Origin of the sequence: Bacillus sp. FH (assembly GCF_052216825.1) — a bacterium.
Lineage (GTDB): Bacteria > Bacillota > Bacilli > Bacillales > Bacillaceae_G > Bacillus_A > Bacillus_A paranthracis.
The window spans coordinates 1,461,763-1,479,428 of sequence record NZ_JBQOUU010000001.1; the positions used below are offsets into that span (position 1 = coordinate 1,461,763).

A 17,666-nucleotide genomic window follows, 5' to 3' on the forward strand; every position below is an offset into this window, starting at 1 on the left:
TTGGAATCTTTCATCCTACTAAAAGAGGCATGATTGTTTCATCATGCCTCTGAAATATGTTGAATGATTGTTTGAATTGCTTCTTTTCCATTATATTTTTTTAGAGCTGTTCTATACACTTCATTATTTTGATTTAATTCTTCGACATGCCTTATAAGAGATTTCACAGTCACATCTTCTTCATACAATACGGAAGCATATCCTTGTCTCTCAAAAGACTCCGCATTTAGTATTTGATCTCCACGACTTGCAAATTTCGATAGTGGAATTAAAACCATCGGCTTTTGCAATGTTAAAAACTCAAAAATGGCATTAGAGCCCGCACGTGAAATAACAAAATCTGTTATGGCTAATATATCTGGCAGTTCTCCGTGTACATACTCAAATTGTTTATATCCTTCTTTATTTTGTAAACTATCATCAAGATTACCTTTTCCGCAAAGGTGAACAATTTGATATTTTTTCAGAAGTTCTGGTAACGCTTCTCGAACCGTTTCATTAATTTTTTTTGCGCCCAAACTTCCTCCCATGATTGTAATAACTGGCTTTTTACGTGAAAAACCTAAAAATGCTAAACCTTTTTCACGATTTCCCTTTAGTACTTCTTCACGTACAGGAGATCCTGTATAAATTACTTTTTCTTTCGGTAAATGTTTCGCAGCTTCTTCAAATGTAACAAATATTTTTGAAGCGAAACGGAGCGCAATTTTGTTTGCTAGTCCTGGCGTCATATCAGATTCATGTAATAAAACTGGTACCCTGTTTAACCATCCTCCAATTACGACTGGTACAGATACGAAACCACCTTTTGAAAAAATTACATCTGGTTTTAGTTTTCGAATCCTTACATACGCATCCATAACACCCTTCATCACAAGAAAAGGATCTTTTATATTTTTTAAATCAAAATAACGGCGTAGCTTTCCGCTCGCAATACTATAGTACGGAATGCCTTCCTTTTCTATAATCGTTTTCTCAATTCCTTGATGAGAACCAATATAAGAAATATCCCAATTTTGTTCTTGTAAATGTGGAATGATGGCTAAATTAGGTGTTACATGCCCTGCCGAACCGCCACCTGTAAAGACTATTTTTTTCATACGTCTCCCCCTTCTAGACTATAATACACTAAAATATCTTGCCTCGGGGTGAGAAAATACCATAGCCGTTACAGACGCTTCTGGCTCCATCATAAATCCTTCCGTTAATAAAATACCTATTTCCTCTGGATGAATTAAGCGAAATAACTTTTCTTGATCTGCGAGTTCTGGACATGCTGGATAACCGAAGGACACTCGTATCCCTCTATATTTCGTACGGAAGCGTTCTTCCATCGTCAATTCTGGCGAATCTGGAATCCCCCAGCGATCGCGAATGAGCATATGTGTTTTTTCAGCAAGTCCTTCTGCTAGTTCAAGCGCTAACGATTGAATAGCATGACTGCGTAAATAATCACCTTTCGCCTTCCACTCTTCAGCAATGTCACGAACACCTTCTCCAACCGTAACAGATAGGAAAGCAACATAGTCCATCTCATCTCCAACTGGGCGTAAATAGTCACCTAAAGTACGATATGGTGCTTTTCCTTGTCTTGGGAATGTGAAACGCTCTATAACACGCGTATGATCTTCTGGATCATATATTACAATATTCTGTCCGTCGCTTTGCGCTGGGAAAAATTGATACACTGCTTTCGGTTTTAACCAAGATTGTCCTTCCTGCAATAATTCATCTATTAAATCATTTAATTCATGCGCTCTTTTATCTCCCTCTCGCAAAAGTTTCTTCACACTTCCCTTTAGGCCAAGGTGATGTCCAAGCAGCATTTGTCTATTTAGAAATGGCGCGAGATGTGAAACCGGAACATCTCTTAATACAATTCGTTTTGTTGAATCCGGCACGATAACCTCAGCCTTCGGCAATGGCTCAATTACTGCTGGAATTTCTACTTTCTTCTCTTCTTTTGTTACGATATGAAGATGACGTTCTTTTTTATCCTGCTTCATCTTCTCACGCTCTTCTTCTTTTTGAAGCTTATTAATAATATCCAGCCCCGTCATCGCATCACTCGCATAACATACGAGCCCTTTATAAGATGGCGAAATGCGATTATCTGTAAACTTTCTCGTTAACGCTGCCCCGCCTACAACAATTGGAATATCAATATCCGCCGCTTTTAAATCTTCAGCAGTCGTTACCATTTGTTGAGCCGATTTTACTAATAAACCAGAAAGACCTATAATATCAGGCTTCTTTTCTTGTACTTCTTGCACAATTCGATCCGAGCGAACATTAATTCCTAAATTAATAATCTCATATCCGTTATTTGCTAAAATAATTTCAACGAGATTTTTCCCAATATCATGCACATCACCTTTTACAGTTGCTAATAATACTTTCCCTTTTTTCGCACTGTCACTAGATTCCATATGAGGCTCTAAATAACTTACAGCTGCTTTCATACTTTCAGCACTTTGCAGTACTTCAGCAACAATCAATTCATTATTATTAAATAATCGTCCTACCTCATCCATTCCTGTCATAAGCGGACCATTAATAATATCCAAAGGTTTTCTTCCTTCTGTAAGTGCGAGACTTAAATCTTCGTGTAAACCTTGTTTCGTACCTTCTACAATGTAATTTGCGAGCCTTTCATCAAGTGTTAATGTTTCTTGGACAACAACATCTTTCTTTTTTGCCACGCGATAGAAGTTTGTAAATTTCTCCAACGTCTCTTGCGTCGTTTCAAAAAGCAATGCATCTGCAAGGCGTTTTTCTTCATCAGGAATTGACGCATAGCGCTCTAATTTTTCCGTATTTACAATCGCGTAATCTAACCCTGCTTTCGTTGCATGATATAAAAAGACGGAATTTAACACTTCGCGACCAGCTGGTGGTAAACCAAATGATATGTTACTTACACCTAAAATCGTTAAACACTCTGGTAATGCTTCTTTAATAAGGCGAATCCCTTCTATCGTCGCAGCCGCCGAGCCAATATACTCTTCATCACCTGTCCCTACAGGAAATACAAGTGCATCAAAAATAATATCTGATGGGCGTATACCATATTTCGTCGTCAATAACTCATAACTTCTTTTCGCAATTTCTAGTTTTCTTTCCGCACTTACTGCCATTCCATCTTCATCGATTGTTCCAACTACAATTGCAGCACCATATTTACGAAGAAGCGGTGTCACTTTTTTAAATCGCTCTTCTCCATCTTCTAAATTAATTGAATTAATAACAGCTTTCCCTTGAATATAAGTAAGAGCTCGCTCCATCACATGTTCATCTGTTGAGTCAATCATAATCGGTACTTTTAACACTTTCGTAACCTCTGCCAAGAAGTTTTCCATATCTTCTATTTCATCGCGATCCGGGTCTGCCATACAAATATCAATAATATGAGCATTTTTCTTCACTTGCGCTCTAGCGATTTCAGCAGCCTCTTCAAATTTCCCTTCTGCTACTAATCTTTTAAATTTACGTGATCCAATAACATTTGTTCTTTCACCAACAAATAACGGTCTCATAGAGTCATCATATTGCAGTGCCTCTAATCCACTAACCCCATGTCCCGCTCTCTCTTGCTGTTCACGAGGTTTAAGAGACGTTAATGCGGATTTCATTGCTTTTATATGTTCTGGTGTTGTACCACAACAACCACCGATAATATTAACCCATCCTTCTTCTGCAAATCGCTTCACTTTCTCGGCAAGCGAGGATGGAGATTCATGATAATGTCCATCTTCATCAGGAAGACCTGCATTTGGATAACAAGAAATGTAACACTCCGATAAATCAGATAGAGAACGAATATGGTCTCTCATAAACTCCGGACCAGTCGCACAGTTTAATCCAACAGATAATGGCTTCATATGTTCTACCGATAAGTAAAAAGCCTCAATTGTTTGCCCAGCTAGAGTCGTTCCCATCGGTTCAATCGTTCCCGAAATCATGATAGGTACAACTGTATTTAGTTCATCAAAAGCCGCTTGAATTCCAATATAAGCAGCCTTCACGTTACGCATATCTTGACTCGTCTCAACGAGTAATACATCCACTTCTCCTTTCAACAATCCTCTTGCCTGCCGTGTATAAGCTTCAATTAATTCTTCAAACGTTACACCACCAGTAACACTAATCGCTTTCGTTGTCGGTCCCATTGCTCCCGCAACATATACTTCCTTCCCGCTTTCTTCGACTGCTTGCTTCGCTAAACGTGCTGCCTTCTCATTTAGCTCCTCGTCTAAATGAGATAACTCATAATCACTTAGTACAATATTGGTTGCCCCAAATGTATTTGTTTCAATAATATCCGCTCCAGCTTCAATATAGGCTTTATGAATCTTTAAAATAACATCTGGTCTTGTTTCTACTAAATACTCATTACACCCTTCGTACTCCTCTCCTCCGAAATCTTCCGCAGTTAAGTCCTCTTGCTGGATCATTGTTCCCATTGCACCATCTAATAGTAAGATGTTATTTTGTAATTTTTCTTCTATACATTTCATCAATTAATACCTTCTTTCACTTCTTGCTTTTCTCTCACATATTTAACAAGATGTTCTGTAATTTCATATTTTAAAAATGGTGTAATAAGATAAATGCCGTTAAAGTATTTCATCGCCGCATCGATCAATTCTTGAGAAATACGAATCCCTTCCTCAATTGCTGCCTCTTTCGTTTCATGTCCATCCATTCTCTCTCTTACTGCTTCAGGTAAAGTAATACCGGGCACCTCAAAATGAAGAAAATCTGCATTCCGTTTACTTATTAATGGCATAATTCCAATAAAAATAGGTTGTTCTAAATGCTTTGTCGCTTCATACACTTCTTCAATTAACGCGATATCATAGATTGGCTGCGTTAAGAAATATTCTGCTCCAGCATCTATTTTCCGTTCCATTCGCTTAACCGCTGCTTTTAAATGTCTTACATGCGGGTTAAATGCACCGCCCACAGAAAACCTTGTTGCCGGTCCAATGGATTTCCCTAAAACGGAACGCCCATCGTTCATTTCTTTAATCATTTTAATGAGCTCGATAGAGGACAAATCATATACAGAAGTGGCACCTGGAAAATCACCAACGCGCGCTGGATCTCCAGTTAAAGCTAACACTTCTTCCATGCCTAACGCTGATAATCCTAGTAAATGAGATTGTAGTCCGATGACGTTATGGTCTCTACATGTTAAGTGCGTCAATACCGGAATATCATGCTTCGTTAATAATGCTCCCATTGCCATATTCGAGATACGGGGCGATGCTAATGAATTATCTGCTAGAGTAATAGCATCTGCTCCAGCTCTTTTCAATGCTCTTGCACCTTCAAAAAACCGCTGCGTATCTAACGTTTTTGGTGGATCTAATTCCACTACTACGGTCGTTTGTTTTTTTGCTTTCTCTGCTAAAGTGACATGAGCTTTTGAACGTTTCTCATGTGTATGAACTACTTTCGGTCTTTGAACCGTATCCTTTTCTATTACAGGCGTAACATTTAGAGTAGCACGTTTCATACTTTCAATATGTTCTGGAGTCGTGCCACAACAACCGCCCAATAACCGAATACCTTGCTCAATAAATTTCGGTGTCATCGCTTCAAAATAAGCTGGACTTCCCTCATATACGTATCGTCCCTCTACATAATTTGGGAGACCTGCATTTGGATATGCTGACAAGTAACCATTTTTCGGAATCGATATCATTTTAAAAGCTTCCGTCATATGAAGTGGCCCTAGTTGGCAGTTCAATCCAACAACATTTGCACCGTAATCTAAAAGTTGTTTTAATATTTCATTTACATCATTTCCATTTTGAGTCGTACCCGCCTCATGTAACGCCAATTGCGCTACAATTGGAATATTTGTTTCTTTTCGTAACACCTGGACAGCATGAAGTAATTCAAACTCATCATAAAAAGTCTCTAATAGCAGTCCATCAACCTGTTCTTCTAATAATGCACTTGCCTGTTCCAGTAACATAAATTCTCGCTCCATATCAGTTGTCGTAACCGCCCCGATATGTTTCATACCACCAATTGTGCCTAAAATTGCATTTCTGTCTGTAACAGATGCTTTCGCCAGTTTTACTGCCGCTCTATTAATTTCAGTAACTTGATTTTCTAATCCATACATACGTAATTTCGCTTCATTTGCTCCGTACGTATTTGTTTGAATCACATCTGCCCCAGCCGCTACATATTGCTTATGAATCGATACAATTAAATCTGGATCAGATATATTCAATTCTTCAAAACTACTTTGCAAACCATGTGAATGTAATAACGTCCCAACCGCACCATCACCTATTACAATTCCTTTTGATAATAAATCTAGTAATTTCACAAATCTCCCTCATTTCTATCAATATAAAAACCCCCTCTTCACTTTGAAGAGGGGGACATAATCGATCCTCCTCTTATTATGCAAAACATTCGTTTTGCAGGTATTAGCACCGTTTCAAACATTTCGTTTGAAGGTTGCCGGGTTTCACAGGGCCTTTCCCTCCACCGCTCTCAATAAGAGTTTGTCTTTATTATTTTATTTATGTAGCTAAAAGGAAATGCGTTCCCCTTTTAACAATGTTTGTTAATTTTTTTATAAATTTAGCACGCACAAATACAAAAGTCAATGACACTTGCGGAAAAATAAAAATTATTTAAAATAAAGTTGCAATTCAATTATCTTTTGTTGTAAAGTTAAAAACATAATAAAATTTCATACGAACATTCTTATCTAGAGAGGTAGAGGGACTGGCCCTATGACGCCTCAGCAACCATTAACATTTGTTAATAAGGTGCTAATTCCAGCAAATTGTGAAAGATTTGACAGATGAGAAGAAGACTCTATTCAAACCGAAAGCCTTCTTCTTAGAAGGCTTTTTTATTTTATATTCAACTAATGGTTCAATTTAAAAAGGAGGAATTTTCACATGTCAACTATCGAAACAAAATTAGCGCAAATCGGAAACCGGAGTGAAACTACAACAGGAACTGTTAATCCACCTGTTTATTTTTCAACTGCTTATCGTCACGAAGGAATCGGTAAATCTACTGGATTTGATTATTCACGAACTGGAAATCCAACGCGCGGCCTATTAGAACAGGCAATCGCAGACTTAGAATGCGGTGAACAAGGTTATGCCTGTAGTTCAGGGATGGCAGCCGTTCTTCTTGTCCTTTCCCTATTCCGCTCTGGAGACGAACTTATTGTTTCTGAAGATTTATACGGTGGCACTTATCGATTATTTTCTGAGCACGAAAAAAAGTGGAACGTTCGATGTAGATACGTAAATACACAATCTATTAAACAAATTGAGCAAGCCATCACAACGAAAACGAAGGCTATTTTCATAGAAACTCCAACTAATCCATTAATGCAAGTTACCGATATTGCCGCTGTTGCAACTGTAGCGAAAAGACACGGACTACTTCTTATTGTAGACAACACATTCTACACACCTTATATACAGCAGCCATTAACAGAAGGTGCCGATATTGTACTTCATAGCGCAACGAAATATTTAGGTGGTCATAACGATGTACTAAGCGGACTTGTCGTTGCAAAAGGAAAGGAACTTTGTGAGGAAATCGCTCATTATCATAATGCCTCTGGTGCGGTCTTAAGTCCATTTGACTCATGGCTATTAATCCGTGGTATGAAAACGTTAGCGCTTCGCATGAGACAACATGAAGAAAATGCAAAAGCAGTTGTTGCTTATTTAAATGATGAGGATGGGGTGACAGATGTATTTTATCCTGGAAGAGGCGGCATGATCTCGTTTCGTCTGAAAGATGAAACATGGATTAATCCATTCTTACAATCTTTATCCTTAATTACATTTGCCGAAAGTCTTGGTGGTGTTGAAAGTTTAATGACATATCCAGCAACACAAACACACGCTGATATTCCTGAAGAAATTAGAACAGCAAACGGTGTATGTAATCGTCTTCTTCGATTTTCCGTTGGTATTGAAAATAGTAACGATTTAATTCAAGACTTAAAGCAAGCCATTAAACTTGTAAAAGAAGGTGTAAGAATATGAGTTATTCTATAGATACACTCTTACTGCACAACCAATATAAACATGACTCGCAAACAGGAGCTGTTAACGTTCCCATCTATAACACATCAACATTTCACCAATTTGATGTAGATACGTTCGGGAAATATGACTATAGCAGGTCAGGCAATCCAACTCGTGAAGCTCTTGAAGACATCATTGCTTTATTAGAAGGCGGAACAAAAGGATTTGCCTTCGCATCAGGAATTGCAGCGATTTCTACTGCATTCCTCCTCCTTTCACAAGGTGATCACGTACTCATTTCAGAAGACGTATACGGAGGAACTTATCGAATGATAACTGAAGTTCTCTCCCGTTACGGTGTTTCACATACATTTGTTGATATGACCAATTTAGAAGAAATAAAGCAAAACATTAAGCCAAATACAAAACTCTTTTATGTAGAAACACCTTCCAATCCACTTTTAAAAGTGACAGATATTCGTGCTGTTTCTAAACTTGCAAAATCTATTGGCGCCCTTACTTTTGTTGATAATACATTTTTGACACCACTATTCCAGAAACCACTTGACCTTGGCGCTGATGTCGTTCTTCATAGTGCCACAAAATTCATTGCCGGTCATAGTGATGTTACTGCCGGATTAGCAGTTGTAAAAAATACTGATCTCGCTCAAAAACTTGGCTTTTTACAAAATTCATTCGGCGCTATTCTAGGCCCGCAAGATTGTTCTCTCGTACTTCGTGGTCTAAAAACATTGCATGTACGTCTTGAGCATTCAGCTGCTAATGCCAATAAAATTGCACACTATTTACAAGAGCACGCTAAAGTTCAAAATGTCTATTATCCAGGATTACAAACACATCTTGGATTTAACATTCAACAATCTCAAGCTACATCAGCAGGAGCTGTCCTATCTTTCACTTTACAATCAGAAGACGCACTTCGCCAATTTTTATCAAAAGTAAAATTACCTGTCTTTGCGGTTAGTTTAGGGGCTGTCGAATCGATCCTTTCCTACCCAGCTAAAATGTCACATGCAGCACTATCGCAAGAAGCTCGTGATGAAAGAGGGATTTCAAATTCATTACTTCGGCTATCCGTCGGTCTTGAAAATGTTGACGATTTAATATCCGATTTTGAAAATGCCCTTTCTTATGTAGAAGAGCCTGTAAATGCATAGAGCGAAAAGAAGATATGAAATTAAATTTTCATATCTTCTTTTTATGTTTTCGATTATACTTTTTACTTTTCGTATAGTTCATAAAAAAAGAAAGAGTACACCCATTTCCAAGTAATGAATTAATTGATATATTAAGAAGTAAAAAAGGGGCAAAAATAATGGATACTTGTGCAGATATTTTAATCGTTATCGATCTACAAAATGGAGTATGTTATAGCGAAGAACATTTATTTGACTTACAAAATTTACTTACAAAAGTAAATAAAAGAATTTCTTCATACAGAAAATCAAATAAACCAATTCTTTTCGTTCAACATTGTGATGATGATTTAGTACCTGAAAAAGAACTTTGGGCTATTCATTCAGATTTAGATGTTCAAAAACAAGATTTTTTTGTAAGAAAAACACATGCCAATTCTTTTTATAACACAAACTTGAAAGAGATTTTAGATCAATTATCTGTACATCGTATTGAATTTTGTGGTGCCCAAACAGAGTACTGTATGGATACCACGATTAAATTTGCCCATGGACTAGGGTACGAAAACTTCATGTTCCAGAAAGCAACCTCTACGTTAAATAATCCATTTATGTCCGCAAAAGAGACAATTGATTTTTATGAAAATATATGGAACCACAGATTTTTAAAATTGATGAAAGATGAAATCTAGAATACATAACTAACATCTTGGTAATTCTAAGATTTATCAGCTATATTCAAACATTTCATTTTCACCATAAAGAAGCTGACTACATTCGGCTTCTTTTCTTTTAACCTGTTTTATATTCTATATATAACATTATAATTCCTTTGTCATATTATTTTAAAAATTTCGTATATTCATTTGAAAGAATAAGAAAATCATGATAAAATTGTGTTACAAATATATCTATATCTTTCAATTTTTAAAACGCATCGAAATTTTCACCCAAAAATGTCATTTTACAAAACCGTGCTAAATTATCTACTTTATTTACATCAGGGTCTCTTTTCTTACAATTTCTTTACTTTAGGAATGTTTTTCTGCAACAACTGTTTTCTTTTCTTTAATTTTTTGGTATGTATAGTATGGTATAACAGCTCACACGGAGGTGGAAAAGAACATGTTAGAAACCTTTCAAAAAGAAATAGAACTATATGAAAGCAATGCAGAATTATTGAAAGTACTTGCTCATCCTGTTCGCTTATGTATTGTAAAAGGATTAATTGAACGCGGTCCAAGCAACGTTTCTACAATGTACACTGGCTTAAACATGCCACAATCTACAATTTCACAGCATTTAGCAAAGTTAAAAAGTGCTAAAATCGTTTCAAGTGAAAGAAAAGGATTGGAAATTTATTACAAAGTAGAAAACGAGACAATTATTCAACTCGTTCGCGTATTATTGGGTTAGGGACTCATAGACAGAAAAAAAGGATGTATTTTATATTTTTCATCTCATATCTTTAATATAAATATATATCATGAGAGGAAATATATGATGCTACATAAGTCGTATTAAAAAACAAGACACAGAACTATGCTGTGTCTTGTTTTTTATATTTTCAAATACCGATCCAAGTGTAACTGTTGCATATGTTTCGTATGTATAACAACATCACATGCACTCCCTAATCCTCCGCTCAAAATCATAGAATGAACTGCACGATTTTGTTTTTGAATTTCAGAAAAAGGATCCCGATCTTGATGATTCGTAAGCAGCTCTAGTATTCCTGCTGCTAACAAAAACTCAGATTGTTTCTTATGCCATACCATATTCATACCTTGCAGGCTAAACATTTCTTTCAGTTCGTCCCAATGAATATGAGTAGTAAGATCCATTTCACCTGGATACGCTAAAGGATTACGAATTAACTTATGCTCATAATATCCTCGTAAACTACCTTCTTGATGTGCAGGATGCATCCATTCTTCTTTTGTATATCCATAATCAACTGTAATACATACACCTCGTTGAAACCATTTCGCAATTTCTTTTATATATTCTTCCATCGCAATCGGCACTTCAAACCGCTGTCCTTCAGCAAGATGAATATTATATTTCAATAAGTATCGGCCAATTGTTTTATGTAATGGCCTACATACTTCTGCAAGTTTCCCTTCCTCTGTGTACGTAACACGTACTTCATACAATATTCCATTTCTCTTCTCAATTACTTCAACAGGAAATGCATCAAATAACTCATTCGAAAAAAGAATCCCTTCAAACGATTCTCCCATTTCATTATGCGATCTATAATATGACACATTAGAAAACAAACAAAGAGTCTTTTGCTGCAATTTTCTATGAAAAGGGCTCATTTCAATCATTGAATAGTTTAAATCAATAAAGGTTTCCGGTGATAATTGCTTCCATTCTTGTAAAACATCATAAGCAAACCTTCCTGTCCCCCCACCAATCTCACAAATATGTGGAGTAACTTCACCATTTTCAACAAGACGAATAAAAAACTTAGCAAAAGTTTTTGCAAACACAGAGGATACGTTGCTACTTGTAAAAAAATCCCCTTGTCTTCCTATTTTTTCACGTTCTTTCATATAATATCCATGTTCCTCTGCATATAATGCGAGGTTCATATATGTACTGTATGAAATTGAATAATCCTTTTCTTTTTCCATCCATTCTTTTAAAATGAGCTCCATCCCCATACTAGCTCCTTACTGTAAAAATGGATTATTTTCTTTTTCAAAACCAATGCTTGTTTCTGGACCATGTCCACATAACACCGCTGTTTCATCAGGTAATACAAATAATTTCTCTTCAATACTTCCAATCAACTCTGCAAAACTTCCACCAGGTAAATCTGTTCTTCCAATACTCATTTGGAATAATACATCTCCAGAAAATACAGCATTCGCCTCTTTACAGTAATAAGAAATACTGCCTGGAGAATGTCCTGGTGTCTCAAAAATTTCAAAGTTAAATGAACCAATTGCTAATGCACCTTCTGCATCAATAATATGATCAGCTGGTTTTGCTGTAATGCTGCGATTCATCATAAAGATTTGAGAACCATTTACAGTTGCATCGCCTAACCAATCTGCTTCTTCTTTATGTACGTACACAGGAATATGAAAAGCGTCTCTTACCGCATCAACAGCACCAATATGATCAAAGTGAGCATGTGTTAATAAAACAGCCAGTGGCTTTAATTGTTCTTCTTGTAAATATGTAACGAGCTTCTCTCCTTCGTGACCAGGATCAAAGATAATACACTCATTTTGCTCATTCGTTAAAATATAAGCATTTGTTTGTAATGGGCCTAACGGCATTTGTATCCATTTCATATGAAAATCTCCTCCAATTATTAAACTTACTTTCAATGATACAACATTTTTTTCTCTTAGGAAAAGAAAGGATGCTATCTCGACAATCATTTTTAAAACATGTACAATATAAAAGAGTAAACATTCCAAAAACTCATATTAAGGAATGGGTAGACAGAGGAGGATATTGTATGGGCCTTGTTATTATTTTTACGCTTGTCACTCTGTTAGCTGTATTTGCTACGCTTAGAACACTTCGCGAAAAGAATTTTCTCGCGGGCGGCTTTGCAATTGCAACTGTACTCGTTTTCGGATGGTTTACAATCATGACTGTTCTATATAACGGGTACCCACCAGCAGCTTAATTCATTTACATGCTCGTCTTCATCAAGATTTCGCACAAAAAGAGGAAGGGTTTCCCCTTCCTCTTTTCATACTTCACAACTTATATCATCTTCGCTTCGTATTTGTGCTTTTTTACAAGCCAAGCTCCTCCGATAACACCTGCATCATTACCAAGTGTTGCAATAGCTAACTTCGTGCTCTTTACAGCACGTGAGAAAGCATATTGCTCAAAATAGCGTTGAATTGGTTCTAAAAGTGCATCTCCAGCTTTAGAAACGCCTCCGCCAATAACGATTTTCTCTGGGTTCAACGTGCTAGAAAGGTTCGCTACAGCTAATCCTAAATAAGAAGCTACCTTTTCTACTACTTCGCCTGCTAGTTCATCACCTTGTCCATGTGCTTCAAATACGTCTTTTGATGTGATACGTCCTTCTTCTGCTAACATAGAACGTAGAATACTTTCTTTATCAGTCTCTTGTATTTTTTGCATAGCAACACGCACAATACCTGTTGCAGATGCTACAGTTTCTAGGCAACCAGACTTCCCGCAATTACATGGGAAAGCATTCTCTGTAACGACTGTAATGTGTCCGATTTCACCAGCAGCACCGCTTACGCCGTGTACAATCTCTCCATTGGCAATTACACCGCCGCCAACACCAGTGCCAAGCGTCATACAAATTAAATCTTTTGCTCCTTCACCAGCACCTTTCCACATTTCACCAAGCGCTGCTAAGTTCGCATCATTATCAATCACAACAGGTAATCCTGTTTCTACTTCTAATAAATCTTTTAACGGATAGTTCTTCCATCCTAAGTTAACCGCTTCATAAATCATTCCAGACGCCACGTGTACAGGGCCAGGAGCTCCCATACCAATACCGATTAACTTACTTTTTAATTCGCCTAACTCTTCTAACTTTTTATCAATAGCTTTCGCTACATCAAGTGTAATATGTTTTCCTTGCTCATTTATATTCGTAGGGATTTCCCACTTATGTAAAATTTCACCGTATACATTAATAAATGCTAATTTAATCGTTGTACCACCAAGGTCAACACCAACTAACCATTTCTCTTCCATGTTACTTACCTACCTTTATCTAATTCTTATTTAGCTCTTTTTGAATTTCTTGCTTCAATAAAAATAAAGCTGTTTGATAGTCTTGTGAATCGATTAGCTGTGATTGATTTAATTCACGCAATTCATCTTGCATTAATTGTAAATCTGCAATTCGATCTCCCGTATAAATAATCGTACCAAATTTCTTTAGCAATTGCTGAATATCATATATAGATAACATTTCATCACCCTCTATGCTCACTTACTATAAAAAATTATAATAAGAAAACGTTCACATATTTTATTATAATCAAGAAGAAAAAGTCTCGTCAATTTTTATTTGTCTATACAAGCCCATTTTTAACCATTGTTCCTTTTTCTGTAATAATTTTTTCTATATTTTTATCAAACGGCTCTATTGGAATATGGTCTACCATTTGAAAACTATAAGCTAATGATAGCGTTTTCCCTTTATAATGCATGAGATAACGATCATAATAGCCACCACCATATCCAATCCGTTCTCCTCGCTCTGTATAAGCTACACCTGGTACAATTTGAAGGTCAATTTCATCTGCATTCACTTCTTCCGTAAGCGCTGGAATTGGCTCACGTAAATTCATATACACTGTTTCCAATTGATCAAAATTACTAATTTGCCTAAAGGACATTGTTCTTGTTTCTTTATTACACTTCGGAACAACAACTTTCTTTCCTTCTTCCCAAGCTTTTTCGATAATAGGATATGTATTCACTTCATTTTCCATTGAAAGAGTGATTCCAATTGTTTTAGCTTCAGCCCACTCTTTTTGTGCATACAACGAAAATGCAATTTGCTCTGATAAAGTTGTATACCGTTCTTTTGATAAAGAATTCATGTGCTCTATTATTTGTTTACGTAAACGTAGTTTCTCTTCTCTCACACATTTTCCCCCTCACAGTGATACTTTGCTCTACGATGATAGTGTATCACTTTTAAGAGAGGAATCGAATAAAAAAAGAAACAGTAGGAAAATATTCCTACTGCTTACTTTGTTTCACGGTGTAACGTAGACTTCTTGTCACGCTTGCAATACTTTTTAAGCTCGATACGCTCAGCGTTGTTACGTTTGTTTTTCTTTGAGATATAGTTACGATCTCCGCATTCTGTACATGCTAGAGTAATATTCACACGCATTCTTATTTCCCTCCAGTACTAATAACTTAAATCAGACTATACTATAATACCACTTTTAAAATAAAAATTCTACACCTTTTGATATTGTCTAATTTTTTCTATAAGATTTTTCATGTTTTCCCTTGCTATTACTGGGTTTCTAGCATGTGAATACACTAAAAATTTCGGTTGTTTTGTGTCAGAAACGATATAAGACCACTCTTTTTCGGTATATTTGAACTGTACTCCTTCAAATATGCCTTCTTCCTTCCTTTCGATATCAGCCAATAATTTCCTCATCACCTTCCCTTTTTCATTCCACGAACATACAACTTCATCACAAAGTAAATAAAGCGGCGGGGATTGCTCTACTATGCTGAGAAAGGTTTTTCCCTGCAATGCTATTAACTCGAATAATTTTCCAATTCGATATAAAATATCTCGCTTCCATCTCGCTTGAAACGATTTTTTTTCATCCTGCGTATAAAATAGAAGATAACATTCTCCTAATTTCAAAGACATTGGGTAAATATTTCCTGCCGATTCCAGTAATAAATCTGGAATATCAATCTCTTCAAAATCCGTCCCTTGGTAAATATTACTATGATTATCATATAACTCGAAATAATTTCCTTGCTCTGAAAACATAAGCGCCATATTTGCTTTACTTGATTTCATTAAAGCTTTCACATGATCCTTTTGTTCACCAGCATAAATCCACGTAACTGTGCATCCGAGTCTTTGCAAAAAGAGCATAAGCAAATGTTGTAACATATCATTTCTCTTATTAATAAGAAGATGGAACTTCTGTTTTTTTATTTTCTCAATATCAATACGCTCTAATACAGCCTCTATATAATTATGTAAAGAAACGTGTACTAGCTTATTCCGCCCCATTTCCTTCTCACATACGTAATAAAACGACTCAGACATATACACTTGTTCTATCGCTTTTTGCTGCTTATACGTTAACTGTGCCCCATCCTTACCATACAACTTTATAACAATCTCTTTTTCTTTTTCCGCTTGAATGAAAACCCCGCCCGCACATTGCAAATCTTGAATGCTGTACTGAAAAAGTGATTCGTTCATTTCTTTGCATTCCATCGTATGAATCCCAATACCATGAATTGCATGAAGAAAAAGATTTTTATAAGAAGTCGTTTCTATATGTTCTTGACTCCCGATTAATATACTTTCCCCTTTTGTAAAAAGAGATCCGTACGCCATCGCAACCTTTACAATAAATTGAGGCGTAATCTCCACATTACCTCTTCCTACAATGCGGCTTTTTTGCAACCATCCTGCACTCTTCTCACTTTCTTGAACACCAGCCGATCCTACTACCGAATGACTATCAATCGCCTTATATGGCCATAGTTTTCCCTTTTGCTTAATTACCGTACTTTTCCCTATATGACAATGGTCCGCTACAATGCTTTTTTGAAACAATGTAACATCATCTTCCACCATTGTATGTTCTCCTATTGTCGTTTCTAGTAACTCACAATATTTCCCAATGTGCACATTTGCAAAAATAATACTCTTTTGAAGATGAGAATAACTTGAAACAACACTATTTTTCCCGATAATAGAGTATGGCTCAATTACAGATCCAGCACCAATTCTTACTCCTTCACCAATAAAAGAAGGACCGTGAATTTTCGTTCCTTTTCCAATCGTTACCCCTTCTCCCATCCATACCATCGGTAATACTTCCGTATACGGGATAGGTACTTGCAATTTTTTCGTTAACAAATCAAATTGTGCTTGTCGATATTGATCAAATGTACCGATATCTAACCAGTAACCTTCTGACAAATATGCAAATAATGCGTTCTTATTTGCCAATAACGGAAACACATCTTGACTAAAATCAAAAAATTCTCGGGGCGGTATGTAAGAAAAAATTTCTGGCTCCATAATATATATACCTGTATTCACAATATTAGAGACTACTTCATTCCAACTCGGTTTTTCTATGTATCGTGTAACCTCTTGTTCTTTGTTCATTACAACTAAACCAAATGAGAGTGGATTTTCTACTTCCTTTACAAACATAGTTACCGTTCTTTTCTTTTGTTTATGAAACGTAATTCCTTCTGATAATTGAAAATCAGTTAACGCATCCCCACTTATGACAACAAACGGTTCATCCAAAAATTTTTCCGCTTGTTTAATACTCCCTGCAGTTCCAAGCGGTGGAGAGTCTTCAAAGTAGTACAAGTTAACGCCCCATTTGCTACCGTCACCAAAATATTGCTTAATAGCTGTACTCATATACTGAACAGTAATTGCAATCTCACGTATACCATGCTGACGCAATAATTCAATGTTGTATTCTAAAACTGGCTTTTCTAATAATGGCAACATCGGCTTTGGAGTATTACATGTTAATGGTCTAAGGCGTCGTCCTTTTCCTCCAGCTAAAATAACCCCCTTCATATACTTCAGCCTCCACTTATATAATGTTCAGTAACTTCATATACGATATGTATATTATCTACCCAGCATTAACTAGCAGTATAAAATAAAGTGAAACTTTAATCAGTGGAGGTTTTCTTCATCCCCTACTGATTATTAGCCTTGACCAATCGGGCCGACAGGCAGTAAAGTTCCCCTTAT

At 36.4% G+C, this 17,666-nt stretch carries 15 protein-coding genes and 2 riboswitches; of the genes, 5 read left to right on the forward strand and 10 right to left on the reverse strand.

The features are described from left to right. Positions 1-41: 41 nt before the first annotated feature. From murG to ACTT1L_RS07815, 3 genes are read right to left on the reverse strand one after another with little or no spacing between them, the layout of a single operon-like run. Complete coding sequence (gene murG / locus ACTT1L_RS07805) at positions 42-1,100, reverse strand: undecaprenyldiphospho-muramoylpentapeptide beta-N-acetylglucosaminyltransferase (protein ID WP_071741837.1); 1,059 nt, start codon at positions 1,098-1,100, stop codon at positions 42-44. An 18-nt stretch (positions 1,101-1,118) separates the two neighbouring features. After that, complete coding sequence (gene metH, locus ACTT1L_RS07810; RefSeq protein WP_309422256.1) at positions 1,119-4,517, reverse strand: methionine synthase; 3,399 nt, start codon at positions 4,515-4,517, stop codon at positions 1,119-1,121. Next, entirely contained in the window at positions 4,517-6,349 is a 1,833-nt protein-coding gene (locus ACTT1L_RS07815; RefSeq protein ID WP_000770344.1) for a bifunctional homocysteine S-methyltransferase/methylenetetrahydrofolate reductase, read from the reverse strand. Before ACTT1L_RS07815 ends, metH begins: the two co-directional genes overlap by 1 nt. Before the next feature lie 70 nt (positions 6,350-6,419). Beyond that, positions 6,420-6,529: riboswitch (SAM riboswitch) on the reverse strand. 203 nt (positions 6,530-6,732) lie between these two features. Next, positions 6,733-6,842: riboswitch (SAM riboswitch) on the forward strand. Positions 6,843-6,935: 93 nt separating this feature from the next. Here ACTT1L_RS07815 and metI point away from each other — a divergent pair. From metI to ACTT1L_RS07835, 4 genes are all read left to right on the forward strand, one after another. Next, positions 6,936-8,048 (forward strand): cystathionine gamma-synthase/O-acetylhomoserine thiolyase, encoded by a 1,113-nt coding sequence (metI, locus tag ACTT1L_RS07820; protein WP_000103875.1) that lies wholly within the window; start codon positions 6,936-6,938, stop codon positions 8,046-8,048. Continuing rightward, a complete protein-coding gene (gene metC, locus ACTT1L_RS07825; RefSeq protein ID WP_061132154.1) occupies positions 8,045-9,208 on the forward strand; it encodes a cystathionine beta-lyase in 1,164 nt (387 codons plus the stop codon). Before metI ends, metC begins: the two co-directional genes overlap by 4 nt. A gap of 158 nt (positions 9,209-9,366) precedes the next feature. Next, complete coding sequence (locus ACTT1L_RS07830) at positions 9,367-9,879, forward strand: cysteine hydrolase family protein (RefSeq protein ID WP_000379161.1); 513 nt, start codon at positions 9,367-9,369, stop codon at positions 9,877-9,879. 433 nt (positions 9,880-10,312) lie between these two features. Next, positions 10,313-10,603: an ArsR/SmtB family transcription factor gene (locus ACTT1L_RS07835; RefSeq protein ID WP_000894375.1), complete on the forward strand. Its 291-nt coding sequence runs from the start codon at positions 10,313-10,315 to the stop codon at positions 10,601-10,603. Positions 10,604-10,746: 143 nt separating this feature from the next. Here the strand turns inward: ACTT1L_RS07835 and ACTT1L_RS07840 are convergent, their stop codons facing one another. Continuing rightward, a complete protein-coding gene (locus tag ACTT1L_RS07840; RefSeq protein ID WP_071741840.1) occupies positions 10,747-11,859 on the reverse strand; it encodes a class I SAM-dependent methyltransferase in 1,113 nt (370 codons plus the stop codon). Positions 11,860-11,868: 9 nt separating this feature from the next. Continuing rightward, on the reverse strand, positions 11,869-12,498 hold the full coding sequence (locus tag ACTT1L_RS07845; protein ID WP_000871248.1) for an MBL fold metallo-hydrolase: 630 nt from the start codon (positions 12,496-12,498) through the stop codon (positions 11,869-11,871). 170 nt (positions 12,499-12,668) lie between these two features. On the opposite strand from ACTT1L_RS07845, the gene ACTT1L_RS07850 reads away from it, so the two are divergent. Further along, entirely contained in the window at positions 12,669-12,842 is a 174-nt protein-coding gene (locus ACTT1L_RS07850) for a DUF2759 domain-containing protein (protein WP_000524853.1), read from the forward strand. 80 nt (positions 12,843-12,922) lie between these two features. Here ACTT1L_RS07850 and glcK read toward each other — a convergent pair whose 3' ends face one another. The 5 genes from glcK to ACTT1L_RS07875 all read right to left on the reverse strand — a co-directional run bounded on the left by glcK (position 12,923) and on the right by ACTT1L_RS07875 (position 17,486). After that, positions 12,923-13,906, reverse strand: coding sequence for a glucokinase (gene glcK, locus ACTT1L_RS07855; protein WP_061132152.1), 984 nt, complete (start codon positions 13,904-13,906; stop codon positions 12,923-12,925). Positions 13,907-13,925: 19 nt separating this feature from the next. Continuing rightward, positions 13,926-14,126: a YqgQ family protein gene (locus ACTT1L_RS07860; protein ID WP_000949156.1), complete on the reverse strand. Its 201-nt coding sequence runs from the start codon at positions 14,124-14,126 to the stop codon at positions 13,926-13,928. A gap of 103 nt (positions 14,127-14,229) precedes the next feature. Next, positions 14,230-14,808: a 5-formyltetrahydrofolate cyclo-ligase gene (locus tag ACTT1L_RS07865; protein ID WP_061132151.1), complete on the reverse strand. Its 579-nt coding sequence runs from the start codon at positions 14,806-14,808 to the stop codon at positions 14,230-14,232. A 104-nt stretch (positions 14,809-14,912) separates the two neighbouring features. Next, positions 14,913-15,062 (reverse strand): 50S ribosomal protein L33, encoded by a 150-nt coding sequence (gene rpmG, locus ACTT1L_RS07870; protein WP_001265616.1) that lies wholly within the window; start codon positions 15,060-15,062, stop codon positions 14,913-14,915. Positions 15,063-15,131: 69 nt separating this feature from the next. Continuing rightward, positions 15,132-17,486, reverse strand: a complete 2,355-nt coding sequence (locus ACTT1L_RS07875) for a sugar phosphate nucleotidyltransferase (RefSeq protein WP_061132150.1) — start codon at positions 17,484-17,486, stop codon at positions 15,132-15,134. Between the last annotated feature and the right edge of the window lie 180 nt (positions 17,487-17,666).

Bases quoted from the DNA above. Each gene is read 5' to 3' on its own strand.
- murG (WP_071741837.1), bottom strand. From the start codon at position 1,100: ATGAAAAAAATAGTCTTTACAGGTGGCGGTTCGGCAGGGCATGTAACA.
- metH (WP_309422256.1), bottom strand. From the start codon at position 4,517: ATGAAATGTATAGAAGAAAAATTACAAAATAACATCTTACTATTAGAT.
- metI (WP_000103875.1), top strand. From the start codon at position 6,936: ATGTCAACTATCGAAACAAAATTAGCGCAAATCGGAAACCGGAGTGAA.
- metC (WP_061132154.1), top strand. From the start codon at position 8,045: ATGAGTTATTCTATAGATACACTCTTACTGCACAACCAATATAAACAT.
- ACTT1L_RS07830 (WP_000379161.1), top strand. From the start codon at position 9,367: ATGGATACTTGTGCAGATATTTTAATCGTTATCGATCTACAAAATGGA.
- ACTT1L_RS07835 (WP_000894375.1), top strand. From the start codon at position 10,313: ATGTTAGAAACCTTTCAAAAAGAAATAGAACTATATGAAAGCAATGCA.
- ACTT1L_RS07840 (WP_071741840.1), bottom strand. From the start codon at position 11,859: ATGGGGATGGAGCTCATTTTAAAAGAATGGATGGAAAAAGAAAAGGAT.
- ACTT1L_RS07845 (WP_000871248.1), bottom strand. From the start codon at position 12,498: ATGAAATGGATACAAATGCCGTTAGGCCCATTACAAACAAATGCTTAT.
- ACTT1L_RS07850 (WP_000524853.1), top strand. From the start codon at position 12,669: ATGGGCCTTGTTATTATTTTTACGCTTGTCACTCTGTTAGCTGTATTT.
- glcK (WP_061132152.1), bottom strand. From the start codon at position 13,906: ATGGAAGAGAAATGGTTAGTTGGTGTTGACCTTGGTGGTACAACGATT.
- ACTT1L_RS07860 (WP_000949156.1), bottom strand. From the start codon at position 14,126: ATGTTATCTATATATGATATTCAGCAATTGCTAAAGAAATTTGGTACG.
- rpmG (WP_001265616.1), bottom strand. From the start codon at position 15,062: ATGCGTGTGAATATTACTCTAGCATGTACAGAATGCGGAGATCGTAAC.
- ACTT1L_RS07875 (WP_061132150.1), bottom strand. From the start codon at position 17,486: ATGAAGGGGGTTATTTTAGCTGGAGGAAAAGGACGACGCCTTAGACCA.